Source organism: Microbacterium sp. CFH 31415 (assembly GCF_022538185.1).
Taxonomy (GTDB): Bacteria; Actinomycetota; Actinomycetes; order Actinomycetales; family Microbacteriaceae; genus Microbacterium.
Genome location: NZ_JAKYXC010000002.1, coordinates 282375 through 308954, shown reverse-complemented (window position 1 = coordinate 308954; position 26580 = coordinate 282375). Strand labels below are relative to the sequence as shown.

The 26580-nt window shown below is 70.9% G+C and carries 26 protein-coding genes; 25 read left to right on the top strand and 1 reads right to left on the bottom strand.

Going from position 1 to position 26580, the window contains the following annotated elements:
- Positions 1-12 precede the first annotated feature (12 nt).
- The 18 genes from aroQ to MK786_RS02300 all read left to right on the top strand — a co-directional run bounded on the left by aroQ (position 13) and on the right by MK786_RS02300 (position 19594).
- Positions 13-471 (top strand): type II 3-dehydroquinate dehydratase, encoded by a 459-nt coding sequence (gene aroQ / locus MK786_RS02385; protein ID WP_241110648.1) that lies wholly within the window; start codon positions 13-15, stop codon positions 469-471.
- Positions 472-569: 98 nt separating this feature from the next.
- Positions 570-1130: an elongation factor P gene (gene efp, locus MK786_RS02380; RefSeq protein WP_241110647.1), complete on the top strand. Its 561-nt coding sequence runs from the start codon at positions 570-572 to the stop codon at positions 1128-1130.
- Between the two features lie 3 nt (positions 1131-1133).
- Entirely contained in the window at positions 1134-1544 is a 411-nt protein-coding gene (gene nusB / locus MK786_RS02375; RefSeq protein WP_241110646.1) for a transcription antitermination factor NusB, read from the top strand.
- A 109-nt stretch (positions 1545-1653) separates the two neighbouring features.
- The gene (locus tag MK786_RS02370; protein ID WP_241110645.1) at positions 1654-3219 is read left to right on the top strand and encodes a Rieske 2Fe-2S domain-containing protein; all 1566 of its coding nucleotides are present in this window, start codon (positions 1654-1656) and stop codon (positions 3217-3219) included.
- Between the two features lie 175 nt (positions 3220-3394).
- The gene (locus MK786_RS02365; protein ID WP_241110644.1) at positions 3395-3934 is read left to right on the top strand and encodes a DoxX family protein; all 540 of its coding nucleotides are present in this window, start codon (positions 3395-3397) and stop codon (positions 3932-3934) included.
- 120 nt (positions 3935-4054) lie between these two features.
- Entirely contained in the window at positions 4055-4585 is a 531-nt protein-coding gene (pyrR, locus tag MK786_RS02360; protein WP_241110643.1) for a bifunctional pyr operon transcriptional regulator/uracil phosphoribosyltransferase PyrR, read from the top strand.
- A complete protein-coding gene (locus tag MK786_RS02355; protein WP_241110642.1) occupies positions 4582-5568 on the top strand; it encodes an aspartate carbamoyltransferase catalytic subunit in 987 nt (328 codons plus the stop codon). The genes pyrR and MK786_RS02355 overlap by 4 nt, the downstream gene beginning before the upstream one ends.
- Positions 5565-6911 carry a dihydroorotase gene (locus tag MK786_RS02350; protein ID WP_241110641.1) on the top strand — a complete coding sequence of 449 codons (1347 nt, stop codon included), beginning with the start codon at positions 5565-5567 and terminating at the stop codon, positions 6909-6911. Before MK786_RS02355 ends, MK786_RS02350 begins: the two co-directional genes overlap by 4 nt.
- Positions 6908-7417: a hypothetical protein gene (locus MK786_RS02345; RefSeq protein ID WP_241110640.1), complete on the top strand. Its 510-nt coding sequence runs from the start codon at positions 6908-6910 to the stop codon at positions 7415-7417. The genes MK786_RS02350 and MK786_RS02345 overlap by 4 nt, the downstream gene beginning before the upstream one ends.
- On the top strand, positions 7414-8571 hold the full coding sequence (gene carA, locus MK786_RS02340) for a glutamine-hydrolyzing carbamoyl-phosphate synthase small subunit (RefSeq protein WP_241110639.1): 1158 nt from the start codon (positions 7414-7416) through the stop codon (positions 8569-8571). The genes MK786_RS02345 and carA overlap by 4 nt, the downstream gene beginning before the upstream one ends.
- Entirely contained in the window at positions 8564-11851 is a 3288-nt protein-coding gene (gene carB / locus MK786_RS02335) for a carbamoyl-phosphate synthase large subunit (protein ID WP_241110638.1), read from the top strand. The genes carA and carB overlap by 8 nt, the downstream gene beginning before the upstream one ends.
- Positions 11848-12708, top strand: a complete 861-nt coding sequence (gene pyrF, locus MK786_RS02330) for an orotidine-5'-phosphate decarboxylase (RefSeq protein ID WP_241110637.1) — start codon at positions 11848-11850, stop codon at positions 12706-12708. Before carB ends, pyrF begins: the two co-directional genes overlap by 4 nt.
- A 1-nt stretch (position 12709) precedes the next feature.
- Positions 12710-13600, top strand: coding sequence for a guanylate kinase (gmk, locus tag MK786_RS02325; protein WP_241110939.1), 891 nt, complete (start codon positions 12710-12712; stop codon positions 13598-13600).
- Positions 13601-13689: 89 nt separating this feature from the next.
- Complete coding sequence (gene rpoZ, locus MK786_RS02320) at positions 13690-13944, top strand: DNA-directed RNA polymerase subunit omega (RefSeq protein ID WP_191766458.1); 255 nt, start codon at positions 13690-13692, stop codon at positions 13942-13944.
- Positions 13945-14033: 89 nt separating this feature from the next.
- Complete coding sequence (gene metK / locus MK786_RS02315; RefSeq protein WP_241110636.1) at positions 14034-15227, top strand: methionine adenosyltransferase; 1194 nt, start codon at positions 14034-14036, stop codon at positions 15225-15227.
- 58 nt (positions 15228-15285) lie between these two features.
- A complete protein-coding gene (locus MK786_RS02310; protein WP_241110635.1) occupies positions 15286-17295 on the top strand; it encodes a primosomal protein N' in 2010 nt (669 codons plus the stop codon).
- A gap of 8 nt (positions 17296-17303) precedes the next feature.
- Complete coding sequence (gene fmt / locus MK786_RS02305; protein ID WP_241110634.1) at positions 17304-18227, top strand: methionyl-tRNA formyltransferase; 924 nt, start codon at positions 17304-17306, stop codon at positions 18225-18227.
- The gene (locus MK786_RS02300; RefSeq protein WP_241110633.1) at positions 18224-19594 is read left to right on the top strand and encodes an RsmB/NOP family class I SAM-dependent RNA methyltransferase; all 1371 of its coding nucleotides are present in this window, start codon (positions 18224-18226) and stop codon (positions 19592-19594) included. Before fmt ends, MK786_RS02300 begins: the two co-directional genes overlap by 4 nt.
- Before the next feature lie 41 nt (positions 19595-19635).
- Here MK786_RS02300 and glsA read toward each other — a convergent pair whose 3' ends face one another.
- Positions 19636-20808, bottom strand: coding sequence for a glutaminase A (gene glsA, locus MK786_RS02295; RefSeq protein ID WP_241110632.1), 1173 nt, complete (start codon positions 20806-20808; stop codon positions 19636-19638).
- 20 nt (positions 20809-20828) lie between these two features.
- On the opposite strand from glsA, the gene rpe reads away from it, so the two are divergent.
- The 7 genes from rpe to MK786_RS02260 all read left to right on the top strand — a co-directional run bounded on the left by rpe (position 20829) and on the right by MK786_RS02260 (position 26403).
- Positions 20829-21527 (top strand): ribulose-phosphate 3-epimerase, encoded by a 699-nt coding sequence (gene rpe / locus MK786_RS02290; protein ID WP_308220015.1) that lies wholly within the window; start codon positions 20829-20831, stop codon positions 21525-21527.
- A 79-nt stretch (positions 21528-21606) separates the two neighbouring features.
- Positions 21607-21870 (top strand): phosphoribosyl-ATP diphosphatase, encoded by a 264-nt coding sequence (locus MK786_RS02285; RefSeq protein ID WP_241110631.1) that lies wholly within the window; start codon positions 21607-21609, stop codon positions 21868-21870.
- 43 nt (positions 21871-21913) lie between these two features.
- Positions 21914-22756 (top strand): ATP phosphoribosyltransferase, encoded by an 843-nt coding sequence (gene hisG / locus MK786_RS02280; RefSeq protein ID WP_241110630.1) that lies wholly within the window; start codon positions 21914-21916, stop codon positions 22754-22756.
- Complete coding sequence (hisF, locus tag MK786_RS02275) at positions 22756-23538, top strand: imidazole glycerol phosphate synthase subunit HisF (RefSeq protein ID WP_241110629.1); 783 nt, start codon at positions 22756-22758, stop codon at positions 23536-23538. The genes hisG and hisF overlap by 1 nt, the downstream gene beginning before the upstream one ends.
- Positions 23535-23903 (top strand): phosphoribosyl-AMP cyclohydrolase, encoded by a 369-nt coding sequence (hisI, locus tag MK786_RS02270; protein ID WP_241110628.1) that lies wholly within the window; start codon positions 23535-23537, stop codon positions 23901-23903. The genes hisF and hisI overlap by 4 nt, the downstream gene beginning before the upstream one ends.
- Positions 23904-23917: 14 nt before the next feature.
- Entirely contained in the window at positions 23918-25765 is a 1848-nt protein-coding gene (locus tag MK786_RS02265; RefSeq protein WP_241110627.1) for a cell wall-binding repeat-containing protein, read from the top strand.
- Positions 25766-25806: 41 nt separating this feature from the next.
- Complete coding sequence (locus MK786_RS02260; protein WP_241110626.1) at positions 25807-26403, top strand: Trp biosynthesis-associated membrane protein; 597 nt, start codon at positions 25807-25809, stop codon at positions 26401-26403.
- The last annotated feature ends 177 nt before the right edge of the window (positions 26404-26580 follow it).

The window sequence follows — 26580 nt, the reverse complement described above, 5'->3', positions numbered from 1 at the left end:
TAGCGTGACGAGGTGACCACGCCGCACCGCCTGCTCCTCGTGAACGGGCCCAACCTCAATCTGCTCGGCACGCGCGAGCCCGGCATCTACGGATCGTCCACGCTGTCCGACGTCGAGGCGCTGGCGGCGGCCGCTGCGGCCGCCAGAGGCTTCGAGCTGCGCGCGGTGCAGAGCAACCACGAGGGCGTCCTCCTCGACGCCATCCACGACGCACGGCACGATTGCGCGGGCATCGTCATCAATCCGGGCGGACTCACGCACACCTCGGTCGTACTCCGCGATGCGCTGGCCGGCGTCGCGCTGCCCGTCGCCGAGGTGCACATCTCCGATGTGAACGCGCGCGAGGAGTTCCGCCGTCACTCCTACGTCGCGGACGTCGCCGTCGTGCACGTCGTCGGCGAAGGGGTGCAGGGCTACGCGACCGCCATCGAGCGACTGATCGCCGTCATCACCGGGCAGGCGGACGGATGATCGGATGCCGCGTCGAGGGGTCTCGCCGCGGCATCCCGTAGAATGCACTGTCGGCCGCGATCGGCCCTTTCCCCTCACGAACGGAAACCACCACCCCCATGGCATCCACCGCAGACATCAAGAACGGCGTCGTCCTGAACATCGACGGTCAGCTCTGGAGCGTCGTGGAGTTCCAGCACGTCAAGCCCGGCAAGGGTGGCGCGTTCGTCCGCACGAAGCTCAAGAACGTCATGTCCGGCAAGGTCGTCGACAGGACGTTCAACGCCGGTGCCAAGGTCGAGCTCGAGAACGTCGACCGCCGCGACTTCACGTACCTGTACAACGACGGCGAGGGCTTCGTCTTCATGGATGTCGCCGATTACGACCAGATCACGGTCAACGCCGCCACTGTGGGCGACGCCGCGAACTTCCTGCTCGAGAACCAGCAGGTGCAGATCGCGCTGAACAACGGCAACCCGCTCTACATCGAGCTTCCCGCGTCGGTGGTGCTCGAGATCACGTACACCGAGCCGGGCCTGCAGGGCGACCGTTCGTCGGCCGGCACGAAGCCGGCGACGGTCGAGACCGGCTACGAGATCCAGGTGCCGCTGTTCCTCGAGACCGGCACGAAGGTCAAGGTCGACACCCGCACCGGGGACTACCTCGGCCGCGTCAACTGACCGTTGAGCGCCCGCAGCAAGGCGCGCAAGCGCGCCCTCGACATCCTCTTCCAGGCTGACGTCCGCGGCGACGAGCTCCCGTCGACGCTCGCCGCCGAGGCGAAGCGCGCCGCGAACGAGCCGGCGCGCGAGGCCTCCTGGCTGTACGCCCGCGAGATCGTCGACGGCGTGATCGACAACCGCGAGGCGATCGACGAGCAGATCACCACCTTCGCGAAGGACTGGTCGCTCGCCCGCATGCCCGCGGTCGACCGGGCCGTGCTGCGCATCGGCGTGTGGGAGATCCTCTACAACGACGAGGTGCCGGCGGCGGTCGCGATCGACGAGGCGGTGGAACTCGCCAAAGAGTTCTCCACCGACGACTCGGGCTCCTTCGTCCACGGAGTCCTGGGGCGCATCGCGCGCTCCTCCTGATCTTCGGCGATGCACCGCCCCCTGCGGGTGCGGTGCATCTCCTTTTGCACGGCGGGGACGCCCTGGTGCGCCATGGCCCCCTCATAGACTTGTCGAGGAAGGAGCCAGCATGCGCATCACGGGCCTCGGTCACGCCGGAATGTTCATCGAGACGGCAGGGGGGAGCATCCTCTGCGACCCGGTCATCGGCCCCACCTTCTTCGGATCGTGGTTCCCGTTCCCCGACAACCGCGGGCTCGACTGGGCGAAATACGGCAAGGCCGACTTCCTCTACATCTCGCACCGTCACCGCGACCACTTCGACCCGGCGCTGATGGAGCGCCACGTGCCGAAGGACATCAAGGTCCTGCTGCCCGACTACCCGACTGACGACCTGGAGCAGGATCTCCGCAGGCTCGGCTACGACAACATCATCTATACGCAGGCGGGCGTCCCGCTCGAGTTCGGTCCGCTCACGCTGATGGTGACCCCGCTGCGGGCTCCCAGCGACGGCCCGATCGGCGACTCGTCGCTGAGCGTGGACGACGGCACCGCCAGCATCCTGAACCAGAACGACTCGCACCCGCTCGACCTCGACAAGCTCATGTCATTCTCGAAGCCCGAGGCGTACTTCACGCAGGTCTCGGGTGCGATCTGGTGGCCCATGGTCTACGACCTGCCTCAGGACGCCAAGCAGAACTTCGCCAAGCTCAAGCGCGACGCGCAGAACAAGCGCGCGATGTACTACATCGAGAAGGTGGACGCCGAGCACGTCTTCCCGATGGCCGGCCCGCCCATGTTCCTCCGCGAGGAGCTGTTCAAGTTCAACGGCACAGGACTGGACGACGACGCGATCTTCACCGATCAGCGCGAGTTCCTGGCCCACATGGCCGAGCTGCGCCCCGAGCAGAAGGGCTACGAGTTCGTGCCGGGAACGGTCGTCGAGCTCAACGGCGGAGAGCTCAGCGTCACGCAGACGCTGTACACGCAGGCCGAGATCGACCGCATCTTCGACGACAAGTGGGCCTATCTCGCCGAACAGCGCGACTCCCGGCAGGACGAGATCCGCGCCGAGGAAGCATCGCGCGCGCCCTTGCTGCCGCCCGACGAGATGCTCGCGGCGATCAAGGAGTGGTGGGAGCCGCTGCTGCGACGGGCACGCACGATCCGCAACGGCGTGGGCGGAATGGTTCGCTTCCGCATCGGCGACCTCGACATGGTCGTCGACTTCCCCAAGGCCAAGGTGCGCGAGTACGCGGGGGAGGAGTGCATCTACTGGTACACGATCCCCGCCGACCTGGTCTCGACGAACATCCGAGACGGCGAGATCGACTGGTCGAACTCGATCTTCCTGTCGATGCAGTTCGAGGTCGGGCGCAGTGGCAAGTTCAACGAGTTCCTCACCACCTTCCTCAAGTGCCTGTCGCGCGACCGCATCGAGTATGTCGAGAACTGGTACGCGGAGCAGACCGACCAGACCGAGGACGCCCAGCTCGGCGAGTGGATGGTGCAGCGCCGCTGCCCGCACCTTCGGGCCGACCTCACGAAGACCGGCAAGATCGAGGACGGCGTGCTGACCTGCTCGCTGCACGACTGGAAGTGGGACCTCGCGAGCGGCAGGTGCCTGACCAGTCAAGGTCATCCCATCCGCGCCGGCAAGGTCGAGGACGACGCGCAGCGCGAGCCCGCGGCCTGACCCTCCTTCGAGCAGGCCGGTCTTTGTAGATCTCTCACAAGGCGAGCCGCGTTGGTCGCCGGAGCGGCTGTGGAGACAGCGCCAATCTGTGCGGCGACGTATCATCGCGCGTCCGTTCGGATCCTGATCACCGTGCCCGCGAATGCGGGCGGTCAGATTTCGAAGGAGTCCCGCCATGACCACCATTCCCGTCCACGGCGCCGCGGGCGTCGTCGGTTCTTCGTCCACCGGTGGCCCGAACCCGATCCGCTCGCTGTTCGCGGCGGAGGCCCGCGCTGAGGCCGCACTGAAGGTGTCGCTCCAGCGCTGGAGCATCCCGGCGCTGCGCATGGCCGTCGGACTGGTCTTCGCCGTGTTCGGCGCCCTCAAGCTCTTCCCGGGGGTCAGCCCGGTCGAGGCGCTGGTCAGCCAGACGTGGGAGAAGCTCACGTTCGGGCTCATCACCGGCCAGGCGGCACTGGTCGCGACCGCGGTCATCGAGGTCGCCGCCGGAGCGCTTCTCATCGCCGGCGGTGCGTTCGCCCGCGTTGGCCTGGTCGTGCTCGCCCTCGCGTTCGTCGGCATCCTGTCGCCGATCGTGCTGCTGCCCGCCGAGGTGTTCGGCCCTGTCGGCCCGACCCTGACCGGGCAGTACATCTTCAAGAACATCGTGCTGATCGCCGCCGCCCTCGTCGTCGCCTCGCAGGTGCTGCGAGGTCCGGCTGCGCGCCGCTGACGCGCACGCGACGGCGAAGGCCGGTCCCTGCTCGGGATCGGCCTTCGCCGTGTCGTAGACTGGGCCGCGATCACCAGCAACCTTTAAGCCCGTCCCGTGAGGCGGAGAAGGGAGCGGCGGATGAGCACGCGCATCGTGCTGCACCAGGCCGACATCACCCGGGCCCTGACTCGGATCTCGCACGAGATCCTCGAGTCCAACCGAGGCCCCGAGAATCTGGTCCTCCTGGGCATCCCCACTCGAGGAGTCACGCTCGCCCGCCGCATCGGCGCGCTCGTGGAGCAGTTCGGCGGCGCCTCCGTGCCCGTCGGCGCGCTCGACGTGACGATGTACCGCGACGACCTGCACCGCAACCCCACGCGGGCGCCGCAGCCGACGTCGATCCCGCCGGGGGGCATCGACGGCAAGGTCGTGGTGCTCGTCGACGACGTGCTGTTCTCCGGTCGCAGCATCCGCGCCGCCCTCGACGCCCTGCAGGACATCGGCCGGCCGACGGCAGTGCGCCTGGCCACGCTCGTCGACCGCGGGCACCGCGAGCTGCCGATCCGGCCCGACTTCGTCGGGAAGAACCTCCCCAGTTCCCGCGACGAACGCGTGAACGTGCGGCTCGACGAGACCGATGGCCGCGAGGAGGTGACGATCGAGTCATGAGGCATCTGCTCGACACCAAGACCCTGTCGCGCGCGGACGCGCTGCGCATCCTGGACGTCGCGGAGGACATGGCCGACACTCAGCAGCGCGAAGTCAAGAAGCTGCCGACGCTGCGCGGCAAGACGGTCGTGAACCTGTTCTTCGAGGACTCGACACGCACGCGCATCTCGTTCGAGGCCGCGGCGAAGCGACTGAGCGCCGACGTCATCAACTTCTCCGCCAAAGGCTCCAGCGTCTCGAAGGGGGAGTCGCTGCAGGACACCGCCCAGACGCTCCAGGCGATGGGCGCCGACGCGGTCGTCATCCGTCACGGCGCCTCGGGCGCGCCGCGCACCCTCGCGACGAGCGGCTGGATCACTGCCGGCGTCGTGAACGCCGGCGACGGCACCCACGAGCACCCCACGCAGGCACTGCTCGACGCGTTCACGATCCGCAAGCGCCGGTTCGGCGCCGACAGTCGTGGACGCGACCTCGCCGGTGTCTCGGTGACGATCGTCGGCGACATCCTCCACTCCCGCGTCGCCCGCTCGAACGTCTGGCTGCTCACCACGCTCGGTGCGGACGTGACCCTCGTCGCGCCGCCGACGCTGATCCCGCAGGATGTCTCGGCGTGGCCCGCGCGGGTGGTGTACGACCTCGATGAGGCGATCGCGGGCAGGCCCCACGCGCTCATGATGCTGCGGATCCAGCTGGAGCGCATGAATGCCGCGTATTTCCCCACTGAACGGGAGTATTCCCGCCGCTGGGGTCTGGACGCCCGGCGTCTGCAGTCGCTCGGTGCAGATAGCATTGTCATGCACCCCGGTCCGATGAACCGGGGACTGGAGATCTCCGCAGAGGCCGCGGACTCGCCCCGCTCGACGGTGCTCGAGCAGGTCACGAACGGCGTCTCGGTGCGCATGGCCGCGCTCTACCTGCTGCTGGCAGGGGCGGAGAGCGGCGAGGATCCCCGAGCGGGCGCAGAGAAGGAGAACCCACGATGAGCCTGCCCCGATCCGCCGCGAGCGGCGATTCCCCGGCAGAGACCCTCCTCTTCCGCGGCGCCCTGGTCGAAGGCTCGACCGCCGCCGACGTCCTCGTCGCAGACGGCATGATCGTCGAGATCGGCACGGGGGTGAGCCGCGCCGGTGCGACCGTGGTCGACGCCGACGGCCTCGTGCTGCTTCCCGGCCTCGTCGACCTGCACACCCACCTGCGCGAGCCCGGGTACGAGGCATCCGAGACGATCCTGAGCGGCTCCCGCGCAGCAGCGGCCGGCGGCTACACCGCCGTGTTCGCGATGCCCAACACCTCGCCCGTCGCCGACACGGCCGGCGTCGTCGAGCAGGAACTCGCTCTCGGCGAGGCGGCCGGCTTCGTCACCGTCCAGCCCATCGGTGCGGTCACCGTCGGACAGAAGGGCGAGCGACTCGCCGAGCTCGGCGCGATGGCCGACTCTCGCGCCCAGGTGCGCGTCTTCAGCGACGACGGGTTCTGCGTGTGGGACCCGCTCATCATGCGCCGCGCACTCGAGTACGTGAAGGCCTTCGACGGCGTCATCGCGCAGCATGCGCAGGACCCGCGCCTGACCGAAGGCGCACAGATGAACGAGGGCGCCGTGTCGGCCGAGCTCGGTCTCGCGGGGTGGCCTGCGGTCGCCGAGGAGTCGATCATCGCCCGCGATGTCCTCCTCGCCGAGCACGTCGGGTCGCGGCTGCACGTGTGCCACCTCTCGACCGCCGGCTCGGTGGAGATCATCCGCTGGGCCAAGAAGCGCGGCGTCGACGTCACGGCCGAGGTGACGCCGCATCACCTCCTGCTGACCGACGAGCTCGTGCGCGACTACGACGCCCGGTTCAAGGTCAACCCGCCGCTGCGGCGGGAAGAGGACGTGCTCGCGGTGCGCGAGGGCCTCGCCGACGGCACGATCGACATCGTCGCGACCGACCACGCGCCGCACCCCGCGGAGGCGAAGGCGTGCGAGTGGCATGCCGCGGCCAACGGTATGCTCGGCCTCGAGAGCGCCGTGCGCGTCGTGCAACAGGCGATGGTCGACACCGGCCTGCTGACGTGGGGTGACGTCGCTCGGGTGATGTCGCGCGAGCCCGCCCGCATCGGGCGTCTGCGCGGGCACGGCACGCCGTTGACCGAGGGGCAGCCCGCATCGCTGACCTTCTACGACGCCGCGCCCGTGCGCACGTTCTCGACCGCCGACCTGCGTGGCCGCAGCGTCAACTCGCCGTATCTCGGCCGCGAGCTTCCCGGCGAGGTGCGCTGGACGCTCCACGCCGGGAGTCCGACCGTCGTCGACGGCGTCGTGCTCGACGCGCTGGGAGTGCGCGCATGAGCCAGCAGACCGCCATCCTGATCATGGTCGGCGCCGCGGTCCTGCTCCTCGCCCTCGGGACGTGGGCCTGGCTCGGGCGCCGCAAGCGCGACCGCGGTCTGCTGGCGCCGGTGGGCGAGATCCCCGCGGGAGCGACGACGCGGTCGGTTCACCCTGTCCTGTACGTCGCGACGACCCGCCACGGCGAGCCGCTCGAGCGCCTCGCGATCCGGGGCCTCACGTACCGGTCGCGTGCGGACCTCACCGTCACCGACGCCGGTGTCGCGCTCGATCTCACCGGTCAGCCGCGCGTCTTCATCGACGCGGACCGTATCGCCGGCGCCGGTCAGGCGACGGTCACCATCGATCGGGTCGTCGAGCGCGACGGTCTCCTGCGCCTGTCGTGGCGCCTCGACGACGGCACCGTCGTCGACTCCTATCTCCGCCCGCAGGACGCCTCGGCCCGTGCCGTCGCCGACGGCATCTCGGCGATCCACACCCCCACGCAGACGGGAACCGACGTATGACCTCCCTCTTCCATTCCGACCCCGCGGTGCTCGTCCTCGAGGACGGCACGCGCCACGTCGGGCGCGCGTACGGCGCTCAGGGCACGACTATGGGTGAGGTCGTCTTCGCGACGGGCATGACCGGCTACCAGGAGACCCTGACCGACCCGTCCTACGCAGGGCAGATCGTGCTGCAGACCGCACCCCACATCGGCAACACCGGCATGAACGACGAAGACCCCGAGTCCCGGCGCATCTGGGTGTCGGGCTACATCGTGCGCGACCCCTCGCGCGTCGTGTCGAACTGGCGCGCCGACGAGTCGCTCGACGACGCCCTGGTGAACGACGGCGTGGTGGGCATCTGCGGCATCGACACGCGGGCGGTGACCCGCCACATCCGGGCGGCGGGAAGCATGCGCGGCGGCATCTTCTCGGGGGATGCTGCGTCGCTCGACGCAGAGCGCCAGCTCGAGCTCGTGCGCGAGGCGCCGCAGATGGCCGGGCAGAACCTGTCCGCGCAGGTGTCGGTGGAAGCCGCCCAGGTGACCACCGCGACGGGGGAGCGCATCGGCAATCTGGCGGTGCTCGACCTCGGGGTGAAGCAGGCCACGATCGACAACCTCGCCGCCCGCGGGTTCGACGTACACGTGCTTCCGCAGAACGTCACGATCGACGACATCCGCGCCATCGACCCGGTCGCCGTGTTCTACTCCAACGGACCGGGCGACCCGGCGGCGTCGGGCGACCACGTCGAGCTGCTGCGAGGTGTGCTCGACGACGGCCTCCCGTTCTTCGGCATCTGCTTCGGGAACCAGCTTCTGGGTCGTGCCCTCGGCCTCGGCACCTTCAAGCTCCCCTTCGGTCACCGCGGCATCAACCAGCCGGTGCTCGACAAGGCCACGGGCCGCGTCGAGATCACCGCCCACAACCACGGGTTCGCCGTGGACGCGCCGATCGAGGGCGCGTTCGACAGCCCCCACGGCTACGGACGCATCGAGGTCAGCCACGTCGGGCTGAACGACAACGTCGTCGAGGGCCTTCGCGCCCTCGACATCCCGGCCTTCTCGGTGCAGTACCACCCCGAGGCCGCGGCCGGCCCGCACGACGCCAACTACCTGTTCGACCGCTTCCGTGACCTCGTCGTCGCGACCCTGGAGACCAAGAAGAATGCCTAAGCGCGACGACATCAATTCCGTCCTCGTCATCGGTTCCGGCCCGATCGTCATCGGCCAGGCGTGCGAGTTCGACTACTCGGGCACCCAGGCCTGCCGGGTCCTGCGCGACGAGGGCGTGCGCGTCATCCTCGTCAACTCGAACCCGGCCACGATCATGACCGACCCCGACTTCGCGGACGCGACCTACATCGAGCCCATCAACTGGCGCGTGATCGAGACGATCATCGCGAAGGAGAAGCCTGACGCGATCCTGCCGACGCTCGGCGGCCAGACGGCTCTCAACGCCGCGATCGACCTGCACAAGAACGGCATCCTCGAGAAGTACGACGTCGAGCTCATCGGCGCCGACTTCGAGGCGATCAACAAGGGCGAGGACCGCCAGATCTTCAAGGAGCTGGTCATCGCGGCCGGTGCCGATGTCGCGGCATCCGTCATCTGCCACACCATGGACGAGCTGCTGGCCGGCGCCGAGAGGCTCGGGTACCCGCTCGTCGTGCGCCCGTCGTTCACCATGGGCGGACTCGGATCGGGCTTCGCATACGACGAGGCCGACCTCCGCCGCATCGGCGGAGCCGGCCTCCACGACTCGCCGACCAACGAGGTGCTGCTGGAGGAGTCGATCCTCGGCTGGAAGGAGTACGAGCTCGAGCTCATGCGCGACACCGCCGACAACACGGTCGTCGTGTGCTCGATCGAGAACGTCGATCCGGTCGGCGTGCACACGGGCGACTCCATCACAGTGGCGCCGGCGCTCACCCTCACCGACCGCGAGTACCAGAAGCTGCGCGACATCGGCATCGACATCATCCGCGCCGTGGGCGTCGACACCGGCGGCTGCAACATCCAGTTCGCGGTCGACCCGAAGACGGGACGCATCATCGTCATCGAGATGAACCCGCGCGTGTCGCGCTCATCGGCGCTCGCCTCGAAGGCGACCGGCTTCCCGATCGCGAAGATCGCGGCGAAGCTCGCCATCGGCTACCGCCTCGACGAGATCCCGAACGACATCACCAAGGTGACGCCGGCGAGCTTCGAGCCGACGCTCGACTACGTCGTGGTGAAGGTGCCGCGCTTCAACTTCGAGAAGTTCCCCGCAGCCGACACGACCCTCACGACGACCATGAAGTCGGTCGGCGAGGCGATGGCGATCGGCCGCAACTACGCCACGGCCCTGCAGAAGGCGCTGCGCTCGCTCGAGAAGCGCGGGTCGAGCTTCCACTGGGGCGACGAGCCGCGCACGGTGGACGAGCTGCTCGAGGTCGCGAAGACCCCGACCGATGGCCGCATCGTCGTGCTGCAGCAGGCGCTGCGCAAGGGCGCGACCGTCGAGCAGGCCTTCGAGGCGACGAAGATCGATCCCTGGTTCCTCGACCAGATCGTCCTCATCAACGAGGTCGCCGAGTTCGTGAGGACAGCGGCGGAGCTGGATGCCCCCACCCTGCGCGTCGCGAAGGAGCACGGCTTCAGCGACGCCCAGATCGCGGAGCTGCGGGGCGACAGCGAGGTGTCGGTGCGCGGCATCCGCCACGCGCTCGACCTGCGCCCGGTCTACAAGACCGTCGACACCTGCGCGGGGGAGTTCCCGGCCCTCACGCCGTACCACTACTCGAGCTACGACTACGAGACCGAGGTCACGCCGTCGGAGCGGACGAAGATCGTCATCATCGGCTCCGGCCCGAACCGCATCGGGCAGGGGGTGGAGTTCGACTACTCCTGCGTGCACGCCTCGTTCGCCCTCTCGGACGCCGGCTTCGAGACGGTGATGGTCAACTGCAACCCCGAGACCGTCTCGACGGACTACGACACCTCCGACCGCCTGTACTTCGAGCCGCTGACGCTCGAGGACGTGCTCGAGGTCCTGCACGCGGAGTCCCGCTCGGGGAAGATCCTCGGCGTCATCTGCCAGCTCGGCGGCCAGACGCCGCTCGGCCTCGCGAAGGGCATCGAAGAGGCCGGCTACACGATCCTCGGCACGAAGCCCGCGGCGATCGACCTGGCCGAGGAGCGCGAGCTCTTCTCGCGGCTGCTCGACGATGCCGGACTCGTGGCGCCGCGCAACGGCACCGCGACCGATGTCGAGGGCGCGGTCCGCGTGGCCGAGGAGATCGGCTATCCGGTGCTCGTGCGTCCCAGCTTCGTGCTCGGAGGTCGCGGCATGGAGATCGTCTACTCCACCGAGGCGCTGCGCGACTACTTCGTGCGCATCGCCGACGCGGCGATCATCGGTCCCGGGCTCCCGCTGCTGGTCGACCGCTTCCTCGACGACGCGATCGAGATCGACGTCGACGCGCTGTTCGACGGCGACGAGCTCTACATCGGAGGCGTCATGGAGCACCTCGAGGAGGCCGGCATCCACTCCGGCGACTCGAGCTGCACGCTGCCGCCCGTCAGCCTCGGACGCTCCGACATCGACCGCGTCCGCACGGCGACCCACGCGATCGCCGAAGGCGTCGGCGTGCGCGGCCTTCTCAACGTGCAGTTCGCGATCTCGGCCGGCGTCCTCTACGTCATCGAGGCGAACCCGCGTGCCAGCCGCACGGTGCCGTTCGTGTCCAAGGCGCTCGGCATCCCGCTCGCGAAGGCAGCGTCGCGCATCATGGCGGGAGCGACCATCGCCGAGCTGAAGGCCGAGGGTCTGCTTCCCGTGCAGGATGGCTCGCGCGTGCCGCTTGACGCCCCTGTCGCCGTGAAGGAGGCCGTGCTCCCGTTCAAGCGGTTCCGCACGGCCGAGGGCCAGACGGTCGACTCGGTGCTCGGCCCGGAGATGCGCTCCACCGGCGAGGTCATGGGCATCGACCGCGACTTCCCGACGGCGTTCGCGAAGTCGCAGGAGGCCGCGTACGGCGGCATGCCGCTCGAGGGGACCGTCTTCATCTCGGTCGCCGACAGCGACAAGCGCGCCGTCATCCTTCCAGCGCACCGCCTCCAGCAGCTCGGCTTCGACCTGGTCGCGACGGAGGGCACCGCCGAGATCCTCTCGCGCAACGGCATCAAGGTGCGCGTCGTCGGCAAGTTCTCCGAGACGCAGGAGACCGGCGCCACCAACATCGTCGACCTCATCAACGCCGGTGAGATCGACATCGTCGTCAACACCCCGAGCGGCGGCAGCGCCCGCGCCGACGGCTACGAGATCCGCGCCGCGGCCGTGGCCGGCGACAAGGCGCTGTTCACGACGATGGCGGTGCTCGGCGCGGCGGTGAGCGCCCTGCCGGTGCTGCGCGAGGGCTTCGATGTGAAGAGCCTGCAGGAGTACGCCGCGGACCGGGCGGTGCGCGCGTGACCGCATTCGGCACGCGGCTGCGCGCCGCGCTCGACGCCCACGGCCCCCTGTGCGTCGGCATCGATCCGCATGAGCACCTGCTCACCGAATGGGGAGTGGATGTCTCGGCCGCCGGCGTGCGCGAGTTCGGCCTCCGCGTGGTCGAGGCCGCGTCAGGCCGCGCCGGGGTGGTCAAACCGCAGGTCGCGTTCTTCGAGCGCTTCGGCTCGGCCGGCTTCGCCGCGCTCGAAGACGTGCTGTCGGCCGCGCGCGGCGCGGGCCTGGTGGTGATCGCCGACGCCAAGCGCGGCGACATCGGAACGACCATGGACGGCTACGCCGCCGCGTGGCTCACCGCCGGCTCGCCGCTCGAGGCCGACGCGGTGACGCTGAGCCCGTATCTGGGCGCAGACTCGCTGCGTGCCACGCTGACGACCGCCGTGCGCCACGACAAGGGCGCGTTCGTGCTCGCCGCCACCAGCAACCCGGAGGCCTTCGCGCTGCAGAGCGCGCAGGTCGTCGACGTCGCCGCGGGCGACGGGCAGACCGTGGCGGAGCGCGTCGCGCGCGACATCGCCTGGGTGAACGGATCGGCCGCGTTCGCGGGCGGGCTCGGACCGGTCGGTCTCGTCGTGGGGGCGACCGTCGACCGTGCCGCGGTCGGGCTCTCCGACGAGGCGCTCCGGGGCGCTCCCATCCTGGCGCCCGGCTTCGGCGCGCAGGGTGCGGCCCCTGAGGATCTTCCTGCGCTGTTCGGCGCCGCCGCCTCCCACGTGGTCGCGTCCGAGAGTCGCAGCATCCTATCGGCGGGGCCTGCCGACATCGCGGCCCGCATCGCGGAACGTGCCGAGCTCTACCGGGAGGCCCTCCGTGGCTGACATGCGCACCACACCTCCGGAAGTCGACCGGGTGGCGGCATCCCGTCGCGCCGTGGCCGCCCGGCGGGAGCGGGCATCGCTCAAGAAGGACGTCGCGATGCGCGTCATCACGCCGCAGGAGCTGCTGCGGCGTGCCCTGGCCGAGCCGGAGTCGCCGGCGGGCGCCATGCGGGTGACAGAGTTCCTCACGTCGATCCCCGCCATCGGTGAAGGCAAGCGCGACCGGATCCTCAAGGACCTCGAGATCTCGCCGGTCAAGCGACTCGGCGGCCTGGGTGCCCGTCAGCGGGAGACGCTGCGCCGCTTCCTCGACGAGCGCTGGCCCGAGCTCGAGCCGCGCGGCGGTCGCAGCAGGCTCGTCGTGCTCGCGGGCCCGACCGCGGTGGGCAAGGGCACGGTGGCGGCCTACATCAAGGAGCACCACCCCGAGATCCACCTGTCGGTCTCGGCGACCACGCGCGCGCCGCGCCCCGGCGAGGTCGACGGCGAGCACTACTATTTCGTCGACGACGCCGAGTTCGACCGGATGATCGCGGCGGGGGAGTTGCTCGAGCATGCCACCGTGCACAACGCGCACCGCTACGGGACCCCGCGCACCCCGATAGAGCGCGTGCTCGCCGATGGGCGCACGGCACTGCTCGAGATCGACCTGCAGGGCGCCCGCCAGGTGCGGGCGGCCGAGCCTTCGGCAACCCTGGTCTTCCTCCTCCCGCCGAGCTGGAACGAGCTCGTCGACCGGCTGGTCGGCCGCGGCACGGAGGACGCCGAGGAGCGCGCCCGGCGGCTGCGCACGGCCAAGACGGAACTGGCCTCGCAGGGCGAGTTCGACTTCCGTGTCGTGAACGACGACGTCGCCCGCGCGGCGAGCGAGGTGGCACGCCTTGCGCGCTGATCGGCGCCGCTGACGTAGAATGGTGGGATGCCTCGGTTCGTCCGGGGCCCGCAGACCTTCCCACCGTCATCCGATCCAGGAGGATTCCCATGGCCGGAACGAACCAGGGCATCATCGAGCCCCCCATCGACAGCCTTCTCGAGAAGGTCGACTCGAAGTACCAGCTCGTGATCTTCGCGTCGAAGCGTGCGCGCCAGATCAACGACTACTACTCCGACCTCCACGAGGGCAACCTCTTCGACAACGTCGGCCCGCTCGTCGATTCGACCGTCGAGGACAAGCCGCTGACCATCGCGATGCACGAGATCCACGAGGACAAGCTCCGCCTTCGTCCCGTCGAGTAAAGAGCCCGCGATCTCCTGATGCCCCCGGGGCGGCACTGTCCGCCTTCGGGGGCATACTGGTGCCGGCACACTTCCGATCTGGAGCACCGATGACCGACCTGCGTCTGTTCACGTCCGAATCCGTCACGGAGGGGCACCCCGACAAGATCTGCGACCAGATCTCGGACAGCATCCTCGACGCGATCCTCGCGGCCGACCCCAGAGGCCGCGTCGCCGTCGAGACCCTCGTCACGACGGGCCTCGTGCACGTCGCCGGCGAGGTGTCGACGTCCGCGTACGTGGAGATCCCCGCGATCGTCCGATCGGTCGTCAACAGCATCGGGTACACCTCGAGCGACACCGGCTTCGACGGCGACTCGTGCGGGGTGAGCGTGTCCATCGGCGCGCAGTCCTCCGACATCGCCGCGGGGGTCGATAAGGCATTCGAGCGCCGCGAGGACGGCTCCGAAGACCCGCACGACCTGCAGGGTGCGGGCGACCAGGGCATCATGTTCGGCTACGCGACGACCGAGACCCCTCAGCTCATGCCCATGGCGGCATGGACGGCGCACCGCATCGCCGAGCGGCTGTCGGAGGTGCGCCGGTCGGGCGAACTGCCGTTCCTGCGCCCCGACGGCAAGACGCAGGTGACGCTGGGCTATGACGGCCACGTCCCGCGCACCGTCGACTCCGTCGTGCTCTCGACGCAGCACCAGCCCGACATCTCGCAGAAGGCGCTCCGCGCGGCGGTGCGGGCCGAGGTCATCGACCCGGTGCTCGAGACCACGGGCCTCGAGATGCCCGACGTGAAGTACTACATCAACCCCGCGGGCCCGTTCGTGATCGGCGGTCCCAAGGGCGACGCCGGCCTCACCGGCCGCAAGATCATCATCGACACCTACGGCGGCGCCGCCCGGCACGGCGGCGGTGCATTCAGCGGCAAAGACCCGTCGAAGGTCGACCGCTCCGCCGCTTACGCGATGCGCTGGGTCGCCAAGAACGCCGTCGCCGCCGGTCTGGCCGATCGCCTCGAGGTGCAGGTGGCTTACGCGATCGGCAAGGCCAAGCCGGTCGGGCTCTACGTCGAGTCGTTCGGCACGGGCCGGGTGTCCGACGAGGCGATCACCCGGGCGATCCTCGACGTCTTCGACCTGCGTCCCAAGGCGATCATCGATCAGCTCGATCTGCTGCGTCCCATCTACGCCAAGACCGCCGCGTACGGGCACTTCGGCCGCGAGCTGCCGGAGTTCACCTGGGAGCGCACGGACCGCGCCGACGACCTGCGCGCCGCCGCCGGGCTGTGATGCCGGGCGCCCCGCGCCGGGGGCGTGAGGAGCGCCGTTCCGCCTGCGGAGGTCGGGAATGACGGCGCGGAGGGTCGCCCGGGTCCTGCTGGATTCCCCGCTGCCGCAGCTCGATCGGCTCTTCGACTACTCGATCCCGGACCACCTCGCCGACAAGGCCGTGCCGGGCGTGCGCGTGAAGGCGCCGCTGCGCTCGGCCGGCCGCGTGGTCGAGGGCTATCTGGTCGAGGTGGGCGAGCCCGACGCCTCCGATCGCCCGCTGTCCGATCTCGAGGCGGTGGTGTCGCCCGTTCCCGTGCTCACCCCGGGACTGTACGCGCATGCAAGACGCTGCGCGGACCGGGCGGCAGGATCCGCGAGCGACATCCTGCGCCTGGCGATCCCGAAGCGCATGGTCCGCGCCGAGAAGGCCTGGCTCGCAGCGGGGGCGCCCGCGAAGCCCGAGATCGAGCCGGGCGCGCGTGACTGGGCGGACGCGGTGCTCGCCGAATACCCCGGGCTCGCCGGGGCGCTCGACGCATCGGAGCGGCTGGCGGTCGATGCGCCGCCCCAGCCCTCGATCACGGCCGACGGAGCGGCCGTGGGCGCGTGGGCTACTCTGCTCGTGGCCGCCGCCGTCCGCACGCTCGCCGGCGGGCGCAGCGCGGTCCTCGTCGTCCCCGACCACCGCGATCGTGCACAGCTCGAGGCGGCCCTGGCAGGTCGCGTCCCCGCCGAGGCCGTCGTGCGCGATGACGCGAAACAGAGTTCGCCGCTGCGGTACGCGGCCTACCTGCGCACCCTGGCCGATGCCCCGTGCATCGTCATCGGCAATCGGTCCGCCGTCTACGCCCCGGTCCACGCGCTCGGTCTCGTCGCGCTGTGGGACGACGGCGACCCGCTCCTGTCGGAGCCGCTGAGTCCCGGCGTCCACGCGCGCGATGCCGCTCTGCTGCGCCACGAACTCGACGGCGGCGCCCTCGTATTCGCGGGTCACACCCGCACGACCGACGTCGAGCGGCTCGTCGCTGTGGGGTGGCTCCGCGAGCTCGCTGCCTCGCGGCGCCGGAGCCCGCGGGTCGTGCTGAGCGCGACGCGCGAGGGCGAGTCGCGCGGCTCGCGGGTGCCGTCCGCGGCGTTCGCGGCGGCGCGCGAGGCGCTCGCCCACGGCCCGGTGCTCGTGCAGGTCGCGCGGCCGGGCTACGCGCCCGTGCTCGTGTGCGCGGACTGCCGGCATCCCGCCCGCTGCGCCCACTGCGGCGGCCCGCTCCACGCGGCCCGGCAGGGCGCCGTGCCGACGTGCAGCTGGTGCGGCCGTGCCGCAGGAGGGTGGACCTGCCCGGACTGCTCCTCCACACGCGTGCGCATGGCGTCGTCCGGCAGCGAGCGCACCGCCGACGAACTCGGACGCGCGTTCCCCGGCGTGCGCGTCATCGTCGCCGACGGCGAGCACCCCGTGACGCATGTCGACGCGAGGCCCGCCCTCGTGGTCGCCACCCGCGGCGCGGAACCGCTCGCCGCGGGCGGGTATCGCGCCGTCGTCCTCCTCGACGGCGATCGGATGCTGCTCGCCGACGACCTACGGATCGGCGAGTCATGCCTCCGCTGGTGGTCGAACGCGGCGGCTCTGGCCGCGCCGGGCGGGCCGGTGCACCTCGTCGGCGTCGCCGGACCCGTCGCCCGTGCTCTCGCGACCTGGACGCAGTCGGCGTACGCCCGCATGGAGCTCGCGGATCGCAAGCCTCTGCGGATGCCGCCGACCGTGCGCGTCGCAGCCGTGGACGGCGACAGACTCGCCGTCGACGCCGCCCTGGCCGAACTGCGGAGTGCGGTGCCGGAGCTCGACGGTGAGGCGGTGCTGGGTCCGCTGCCGCGCGACGAGGGCGTGCGTGCGCTGGTGCGGTTCGACTACGCGCTGGGGGGCCGTGTCGCCGACAGCCTGCGGGCGTCGGTGGTGAGTGCGGCCATCAAAGCCCGGCGACCGGCGAAGCGCTCGACGGGGCAGGCGACGGACGCCCAGGCGGCACGTGTCGCGGCCGCCCGCAATAGACTCAAAGTTCGGGTCGACGTGCCCGATCTCGACCTGTGAGGAATCCCATGCGACTCGTCTTCGCCGGAACGCCCGAGCCGGCGGTGCCGGCGCTCCGGCGGCTCGCGGCATCCGATCACGACATCGCAGCCGTCATCACGCGTCGCGACGCTCCGCTCGGGCGCAAGCGGGTGCTCACCCCCTCACCGGTCGCCGCCGCCGCCGAAGAGCTCGGCCTGCACCCGCTCCGCACCGACCGGCTCGATGCGGAGGTCACCGAGCGCATCACGGCACTCCGTCCCGAGCTCGGCGTGATCGTCGCGTACGGCGGCCTCGTGCGCGAGCCACTGCTGTCGACGCCCGTTCACGGCTGGATCAACCTGCACTTCTCGCTTCTCCCGCGCTGGCGCGGCGCGTCGCCGGTGCAGCACGCGCTGATCGCCGGTGACGCCCAGACGGGTGCCAGCGTCTTCCAGCTCGTCCCCGAACTCGACGCCGGCGACGTGTTCGCCGAGCGCTCGCATCCGATCGCCGATGGCGCGACGGCCGGCGACCTGCTCACAGCATTGGCGGAGAGCGGCGCGGATCTCCTCGCGGAGGTCGTGGACGCGATCTCGGCCGGCACGGCCGTCGCGCGCCCGCAGGTGGGGGAATCGACCTATGCGCCGAAGCTCGGCGATGCGGACGGCGCCGTGAGGTGGACCGATGCGGCCGACGCCGTGCTCGGCCGCATCCGCGGGGTGACGCCCGAGCCCGGCGCGCACACCACAGTCGACGCCGCGCGTCTGAAGATCCACGCGGCACGCGCCGCCGGCTCGGACGCGCCGTCGCTCGAGCCCGGGCGCATCGCGCTCCACGACAAGGCGGTCCTGGTCGGCACCGGCACCTCGCCGATCGTGCTCGAGACCGTGCAGCCCGCGGGCAAGGGGGCGATGCGCGCAGCGGACTGGTGGCGCGGACTGCGCACCAGCGACCCGGTGGCGGGGTCGTGAGCCGCGTTGCCGGTGCACGGCTGGTCGCGTACGACACCATCCGCGCCGTGCACGAGTCCGACGCGTACGCCAATCTTCTTCTGCCCACGTCGATCGCCCGCGCCGGGCTCTCCTCGGCCGACGCCGCGCTGGCGACGGAGCTGACCTACGGCACGCTGCGACGTCAGGGCACGTACGACGCGGTCATCGCGGTCGCCTCGGATCGCGGCATCGCCGAGATCCATCCCGGTGTGCTCGATGCGCTGCGCCTCGGGGTGCACCAGCTGCTGTCGACGCGCGTCGCCTCGCACGCCGCGGTCAACGAATCGGTCGAGCTCGCCCGCACGGCGGGAGGTCGCGGCGCGGCCGGCTTCGCCAACGCGGTGCTGCGTCGCGTGTCGCGAGACACGCCAGGGGACTGGATGACCCGCATCGCCGAGGGCGCGCGCTCCGACGACGAGAAACTCGGGCTGCTGTTCTCGCATCCGGTGTGGGTGGTGCGCGCGCTGCGCCGGGCGCTGGCCGCCGAGGGACGAGCCGAGGAGCTCGAGGCGCTGCTCACGGCCGACAACGCCGCGCCGCGCGTCACGATGATCGCACTGCCCGGACTCGCGGAGATCCCCGATGACGCCCGCAGGACGCCGTTCTCGCCGTATGGCTTCCGCCTCGGCGGGGGCGACCCCGACGCGATCATCCGCGGGTCGGACGGACGTGTGCGCGTGCAGGACGAGGGCTCGCAGCTGGCCGCGCTGGCGCTCAGCCGCGCCGAGCCGGTGCGCGAGGGCGAGCGGTGGCTCGACCTCTGCGCGGGCCCGGGCGGCAAGACCGCGCTGCTCGCCGCGGAGGCGCTCACCCACGGGGCGCAGCTCGAGGCGAACGAGATCTCGCCGTCGCGCGCGGGGCTCGTGCGCAACGCTCTCGCGGGCGTGCCGCTCGACGTGCCGGTGTCGGAGCAGGATGGCCGCCTCCGTGCCGAGGAGGCGCCCAACACCTACGACCGCATCCTCGTCGACGCGCCGTGCACCGGGCTCGGCGCGCTCCGTCGCAGGCCCGAGGCGCGATGGCGTAAGGCGCCGGGCGACGTCCCCGAGTTGAGCGAGCTGCAGCGCGAGCTCCTGGGCGCGGCGGTGGGAGCGCTCAAGCCGGGCGGAATCGTCGCCTACGTCACGTGCTCTCCCCATCTCGCCGAGACGGCGGGTGTCGTCGCCGAGATCCGGCGCGAGTGGGGGGCGGCGGTCGAAGAGCTCTCGGCGCGAGACGTGGTGACGGGCCTGTCCGACAGCGACCCCGCTCTCGCGCCGCAGGCCGACGGCTCCGGCCGCGCGCAGCTGTGGCCGCACCGGCACAACACCGACGCGATGTCGATCTCGCTGCTGCGCCGCGTCTGAGATCCGCCGGTCCGAGCCGTGCCCGACTGAGCCCGACGGCGTCAGGTCTGCAGCCGCAGACCGAGGGGGAGCCCCTCGAACTCGCCCTCCAGCACGGCGAGCGCGGCAGGGTGGGTGCGTGCGAGCTCGCGGGCGTCGAGCGTCAGCGTCGCCCCCTCCGGCATGCCGCTGGCGAGTTCGCGGAGCACCAGGAGCACGCGCTCCGTACCGGCGAAGCCCAGCTCGCCGCTCAGCCGGATCGTCGGTCCCTCGGCCGTGCCTTCGACGCTGACGGCCGGCGCCGCGAGGTTCTCGTGCGGTTCGAGCAGATGCATGCCGAGCCGCTCCGAGAGTCGTTCGACGATCGCCACCGCGCGCACGCTGTTTCCGTACTCGTCGAGCCGGGGACTGAACGCCGCAACGCCGAACTGCGACGGTGCGACGGCGATGATGCCGCCGCTCACGCCGCTCTTCGCCGGGAGCCCCACGCGCAGCATCCACTGCCCGGAGTAGTCGTACATGCCGCAGCTCGCCATGATCGACAGCACGTCGCGTGCGACGGCCTCGCTGACGACGCGCTCGCCCGTCACGGGGTTCCATCCGCCGAATGCGAGCGTGGATGCCATGACCGCCAGATCGCGGACGGTGACGAGCACGGAGCACTGGCGGAAGTAGGTCTCGACGGCGAGGTCGACCGGCACGTCGATGACGCCGTACGAGCGCATGAGGTGGGCGAGGGCGCGATTGCGGTCGCCGGTCGACGACTCCGACGCGTATACGGACTCGTCGATCCAGAGCGACCGCCCTGCGAAGGCCGAGAGCAGCTCGACGATGCGCGCGGTGCGGGCGTCGACGTCGTCGCCGCCGATGAGCGCGGTGGTCGCGATGGCGCCGGCGTTGATCAGCGGGTTGGCGGGCCGACCGGTGTCGGCCTCCAGGCTGATGGCGTTGAAGGGCTCGCCGCTGGGCTCGGCGCCGACCTTGGCGAACACCGCGTCGCGGCCGTGATCGACGAGGGCGAGGGCGAGCACGAAGGGCTTCGACATCGACTGGATGGTGAACTCGGCGTCTTCGTCGCCGACGGATCGCACTCGCCCCCGTGGTCCGACGACGGAGAGGGCGAGTCGCTCCGGATCGGCTTCGGCGAGCTCGGGGATGTACGACGCCGTGGCGCCGTCGCCGAGCGGCCGGACCTCGTCGAGCGCGCCGCGCAGCAGCCCCGTGATGGTGTCCACGGCTCGACCATAATGGACCCGTGCCTCACCGTGACGAGAACGGCCGCGATGGCGGCGTCCGCATCAATCCGAGCATCCTGGCCGCTGACTTCGCCAACATGCAGGCGGAGCTCGCGCGCATCGCTGCCGCCGACTTCGTGCACGTCGACGTCATGGACAACCACTTCGTGCCGAACCTGACCTTCGGTCCGCAGATGGTCGAGCGAGTCCAGGCGACGAGCCCCGTCCCGCTCGACGTGCACCTGATGATCGCCGACCCCGACCGATGGGCACCCGGCTACGCCGAGCTCGGCGCCGCGTCGGTCACCTTCCACCTCGAAGCCGCCACCGAGCCGGTCGCCCTCGCGCGCCGGCTGCGCGCCATCGGTGCGCGTGCCGGCGTCGCCATCAAGCCGGCGACCGCCGTCGAGGGACTCTTCGATCTGCTCGACGACTTCGACCAGATCCTCGTGATGACGGTCGAGCCCGGCTTCGGCGGCCAATCCTTCATGCCCGAGACGATGCCGAAGCTGCGGCGCCTGTCCGACGAAGCGCGACGGCGCGGCTCGTCGGTGTGGCTGCAGGTCGACGGCGGCATCACCGAGTCGACGATCGCGCAGGCGGCGGACGCGGGCGCCGACACCTTCGTGGCCGGTTCCGCGGTGTTCGGCGCCGAGGATCCCGGCGCCGCCATTACCGGACTCCGCTCGGCGGCGGCGCAGCACCGGCACGCTCACTGACGCTTCGTCGGTGCGCTGCCCGATGCCTCCGCGCGTCACGCGGAGCCGAGGCATCCCGCGCGTTCGCTAACCTGGCATGGTGAAGACGTTCGATGCGCTGTTCGACGAGCTCGCCGCCAAGGCGGCCGAGCGCCCCGAAGGATCGGGGACCGTCGCGCAGCTCGACGCGGGCGTGCACGCGATCGGCAAGAAGATCGTCGAAGAGGCGGCCGAGGTCTGGATGGCCGCCGAGTACGAGTCGGCGGATGCCGCGGCCGAGGAGATCTCGCAGCTGCTGTATCACCTGCAGGTGCTGATGCTCGCGAAGGGGCTGAGCCTCGAAGACGTCTACCGACATCTCTGAGCGCGCGCCCTCCTTCCGCCCTCGAACCGAAAGCTCCGCTGCCATGCTGCGAATCGCCGTGCCGAACAAGGGCTCGCTCGCCGAGACCGCCTCCGAGATGCTCGCCGAGGCGGGCTACACGGGCCGACGCGATCCCAAAGACCTCCATGTCATCGACCCCCGCAACGAGGTCGAGTTCTTCTACCTGCGCCCGAAGGACATCGCGACCTACGTCGGCTCGGGCGCGCTCGACGTCGGCATCACCGGCCGTGACCTGCTGCTCGACGCCCGCATGCCGGGCGCCCGCGAGATCGAGGCGCTCGGTTTCGGCGACTCCACGTTCCGCTTCGCGGGTCCTCCGGGTCGCTTCTCCGACGTCGGCGACCTTCACGGCATGCGGGTGGCCACCGCGTACCCGGGTCTGGTCGACGGCTTCCTCGACGATCACGGCGTCGCCGTCGACCTTGTTCCGCTGGACGGCGCGGTCGAATCGGCCGTGCGGCTGGGGGTGGCGGATGCCGTCGCCGACGTCGTTTCCACCGGGACGACGCTTCGCCAGGCGGGCCTGGAGATCTTCGGCCCCGTCATCCTCGAGTCCGAGGCCGTCCTCATCGGCGCGCCCGACGAGGCCGAGGGCACCGCGACCCTCCTGCGTCGGCTGCGCGGGGTGATGGTCGCGCGTCGGTATGTGCTGATCGACTACGACCTGCCCGTCGCACTGATCGACGAGGCCGTCGCACTCGCGCCCGGCATCGAGTCGCCCACGATCTCGCCGCTGCGCGACCCCGAGTGGGTGGCCGTGCGCGTCATGACGCCGCGGAACAGCGCGAACCAGGTCATGGACGCGCTGTACGCCCTCGGCGCGCGCGCGATCCTCGTCACCGCGATCCACAACGCGAGGCTGTGATGAGCCTCGTCTGCCGCGTCATCCCGTGTCTCGACGTCGCGGGCGGGCGCGTCGTCAAGGGCGTGAACTTCGAGAACCTCCGTGACATGGGCGACCCCGTCGAGCTCGCACGCGAGTACTTCCGGCAGGGCGCCGACGAACTCACCTTCCTCGACGTCACGGCGACGGTCGACGAGCGGTCGACGACGTACGACGTCGTGCGTCGCACAGCCGAGGAGGTGTTCATCCCGCTGACCGTTGGCGGGGGAGTGCGCTCGGCTGAGGACGTCGCCCGCCTCCTCTCCGTCGGAGCAGACAAGATCGGCGTCAACTCGGCGGCGATCGCGCGACCTCAGCTGCTCGATGAGATCGCGGACCGCTTCGGCGCGCAGGTGCTCGTGCTGTCGCTCGATGTCAAGCGATCGACCGCGACCGAGTCCGGCTTCGTGGTGACGACGCACGGCGGCCGCACCGAGACCAGCCTCGATGCCCTGGACTGGGCGCGTGAGGCGATCGAGCGCGGCGCCGGCGAGCTGCTCGTGAACTCGATCGACGCCGACGGCACGCGGGAGGGGTTCGACCTCGAGCTCGTCGCGCTCATGCGCGAGGTCTCGAGCGTTCCGGTGATCGCCTCCGGCGGTGCCGGCGAGGCGACGCACTTCGGCCCGGCGATCGAAGCCGGCGCAGACGCGGTGCTCGCGGCATCCGTCTTCCACTCCGGTCAGCTGACCGTCGGTGACGTGAAGGCGGCGATGGCCGCCGACGGGATCGCCGTGCGCGACGTGCGAGGGGTGCCCTCATGACCGAGACCGTGCAGGACCGCATCGACCGGGTGGCGTTCAACGCCGACGGACTGGTGGCGGCGATCGTGCAGCAGTGGGACTCCCGCGAGGTGCTGATGCTCGGATGGATGGATGCCGAGGCCCTGCGTCGCACCCTCACCGAGGGGCGGGTGACCTTCTGGTCCCGTTCCCGTCGGGAGTACTGGCGCAAGGGCGACACCTCGGGCAACATCCAGCTCGTGAGGGGTGCGCGCCTGGACTGCGACGGGGATGCGATCCTGCTCGAGGTGGACCAGGTCGGACCCGCGTGCCACACCGGAACCCGCACCTGCTTCGATGCCGACGACCTGGCGCCCGTCGCCGGACCGGAGCGCGGCACCCGATGAGGCTCTGGCGGCGCGTGACGGTCCTCCTCCTGGGCACCCTCGTGGTCGCCGCGACACTCGTCTTCCCCGGCAAAGCCGTCGCCGCCGTCCCCGGCGTCGAGCGCGTGGCCGGTGACGACCGCGACGCGACGTCGGCGCGCATCAGCGCCGCGACCTTCGCACCCGGGGTCGCCGCGGCCTACGTCGCCGCGGGCAACAGCTTCCCCGACGCCCTGTCGGGCGCGGCGGCAGCGGGCACGCGCTCCTCGCCCGTGCTGCTGACCCACCCGGACTGGCTGCCGCCCGTGATCGCCACCGAGCTCACCCGCCTGCGTCCGGCCGAGATCATCGTTCTCGGCGGCGAAGGGGCGGTCTCGCCCGCCGTGGCCGCAGCGCTCGCGCGCCTGACGACGGGCAAGGTGACGCGCCTGCAGGGTATCGACCGGTATGCGACCTCCGCGGCCATCAGTGCGAAGACCTTCCCTAGCGGTGCGTCGATCGCGTACGTGGGCAGCGGGGAGGCGTTCCCCGACGCACTGTCGGCCGGTTCGGTCGCCGGTGGGCAGCGCGGTCCGATCCTTCTGACCCAGTCCGGTGTGCTGCCGACCTCGGTGCGCGACGAGCTCGTTCGGCTCAAGCCGGCATCGATCGTCATCGTCGGCGGCGCCGGCGCCGTGTCGGCTGCCGTCGCCACGCAGATCCGCACGGCTACGGGCATCACCCCGACGCGTCGATCGGGCGCGGACCGCTTCGCCACGTCGGCCGACATCAGCGCATCCGCCTTCGCCCCAGGCGTGCCCGTCGCCTACGTCGCGAACGGAATGGATTTCCCCGACGCGCTGTCCGCCGCAGCCGCGGCGCGCGGTGCCCCGCTGCTGCTCACGACGACCTCCTCGATACCGCTCCCCGTCGCCCGCGAGCTGATCCGGCTGAAGCCGGCGAAGGTCGTCGTCGTCGGCGGCACGGGCGTCGTCTCCACGACGACGGCCACGCGCCTCAGCATCGTCGGAACGGATCTTGCGACGGCGACCGGGTCACGCCTCACCGCGTCGACGGAGGTGCGGGCAGGCACCTGTCTCCCGTCGCCCGACCGCACGGTCTCGCTGTGCGTCTCGGCGACCGGATCCTTCTCGGTGTCGCGCGGGTCGACTGTGCTCTGGTCGTCGGGCACCACCGACGCGGCGCCACGCGGGCTGCGGCTGCGCTCCGATGGCAACGCGATGCTCTACAGCGTCGACGGTCGCCTGATCTGGGAGTGGAGCACTGCCGGCACTCTCGCAAGCGAGCTTGTCGTGCAGAACGACGGAGACCTCATGCTGCGCACTGCGGCGGGCCAGATCTCCTGGTCGAGCATGTCGAGCGCCACCGCGCCCAAGTGGCGGCTGCCGTACGCGGCCGGCCAGAGCTGGGCGGCGGGCGGGCCGCATGCGAACTCCGGCGGCACCGCCGGAGCCCGAGGGTCGATCGACTTCGGACCGCGGGCGGGCGGCGACCGCCGGGTGCTCGCAATCGCCGACGGCACCGTGTACCGGGTGCAGTGCGGCTCCGGCTCGTACCTCGGGATCAACCACGCCGGCGGGTGGCAGTCGACGTACTACCACCTCGTGAACTACCAGGATCAGCTGGTCGGCACGCAGGTGAAAGCCGGGACGTACCTCGGCGACGTCGGCCGCACGGTCCCGTGCGGGGGCGGCGCCAACTTCGACCACGTCCACCTCGTGATCCGGCGTGCCGGCATCCCGGTGTCCGTCGAGGGCATGCGTTTCGGCGACTACACGGCGCGCAGCTCCGGGGCGGACTACTGGGGCTTCTGGGCCGACGTCGCCGGCCGTCGCGTCCTCACCGCCAACGGCGGCGCGACGTGCTGCCTTCCCGCACGATGAGCGGCTCCGCCGCGCCAGCGTCTCCCGGTTACAGTGAAGGGGTGACCCGTCGCGCCCGCCTCGCCGCCGTCGTGGCGATCCTCCTGTGCGGCGCGATCGGCGTCATCTCGTCGACGCAGACGTGGCTGGTCGTGGTCCTCGGCGACAGCGCAGGCCGCACGCTCGAGGTTCCCGGCGCCTCGGCCATCCCCGTCCTCGCCCCGCTCAGCCTCGCGGTGCTCGCCCTCGGCGGTGCGCTGTCGATCGTCGGATCCGTCCTGCGCTACGCGTTCGGGGCGCTCACCGTCGGCATCGCCGTCCTGCTGACGTGGGCGACCGCTCAGGTCGCGCTCACGCATCCGGTCTCAGCCGTCTCCTCGACCGTCACCGAGGCGACCGGAATCACGGGGGAGTCCGCCGTCGCGGGGCTGCTCGACTCGATCACGTCGACGGCCTGGCCGATCGTGACGCTCGTGGTCTGGATCCTGCTGATCGCCGCCGGAGTGTTCACGCTGGCCACCGCGCACCGGTGGCGGAGCAGCGGCCGCCGCTACCGCACCGACGAAGCCTCAACCACCGCAGGACCCCCAGGATCGCGCCCGCACGACGCGATCGACTCGTGGGACGACCTGTCACGTGGCGAGGATCCGACCGCCTGATACGTCGTCAACACTGCTGTGGCGCGGATGTTGCACGCCGGTCCATTTCGTCGCTAGTGTGGCGCCACGCGCCCAGAAGCGTCTCCGGGCACGAGATGAGATGTGCGGTTTGGGGAAGCCCACAAGGGGCTGCTGCCGCACTCGTCCCTGGGGGTCTATACGGTGCTTGCGGTGCGT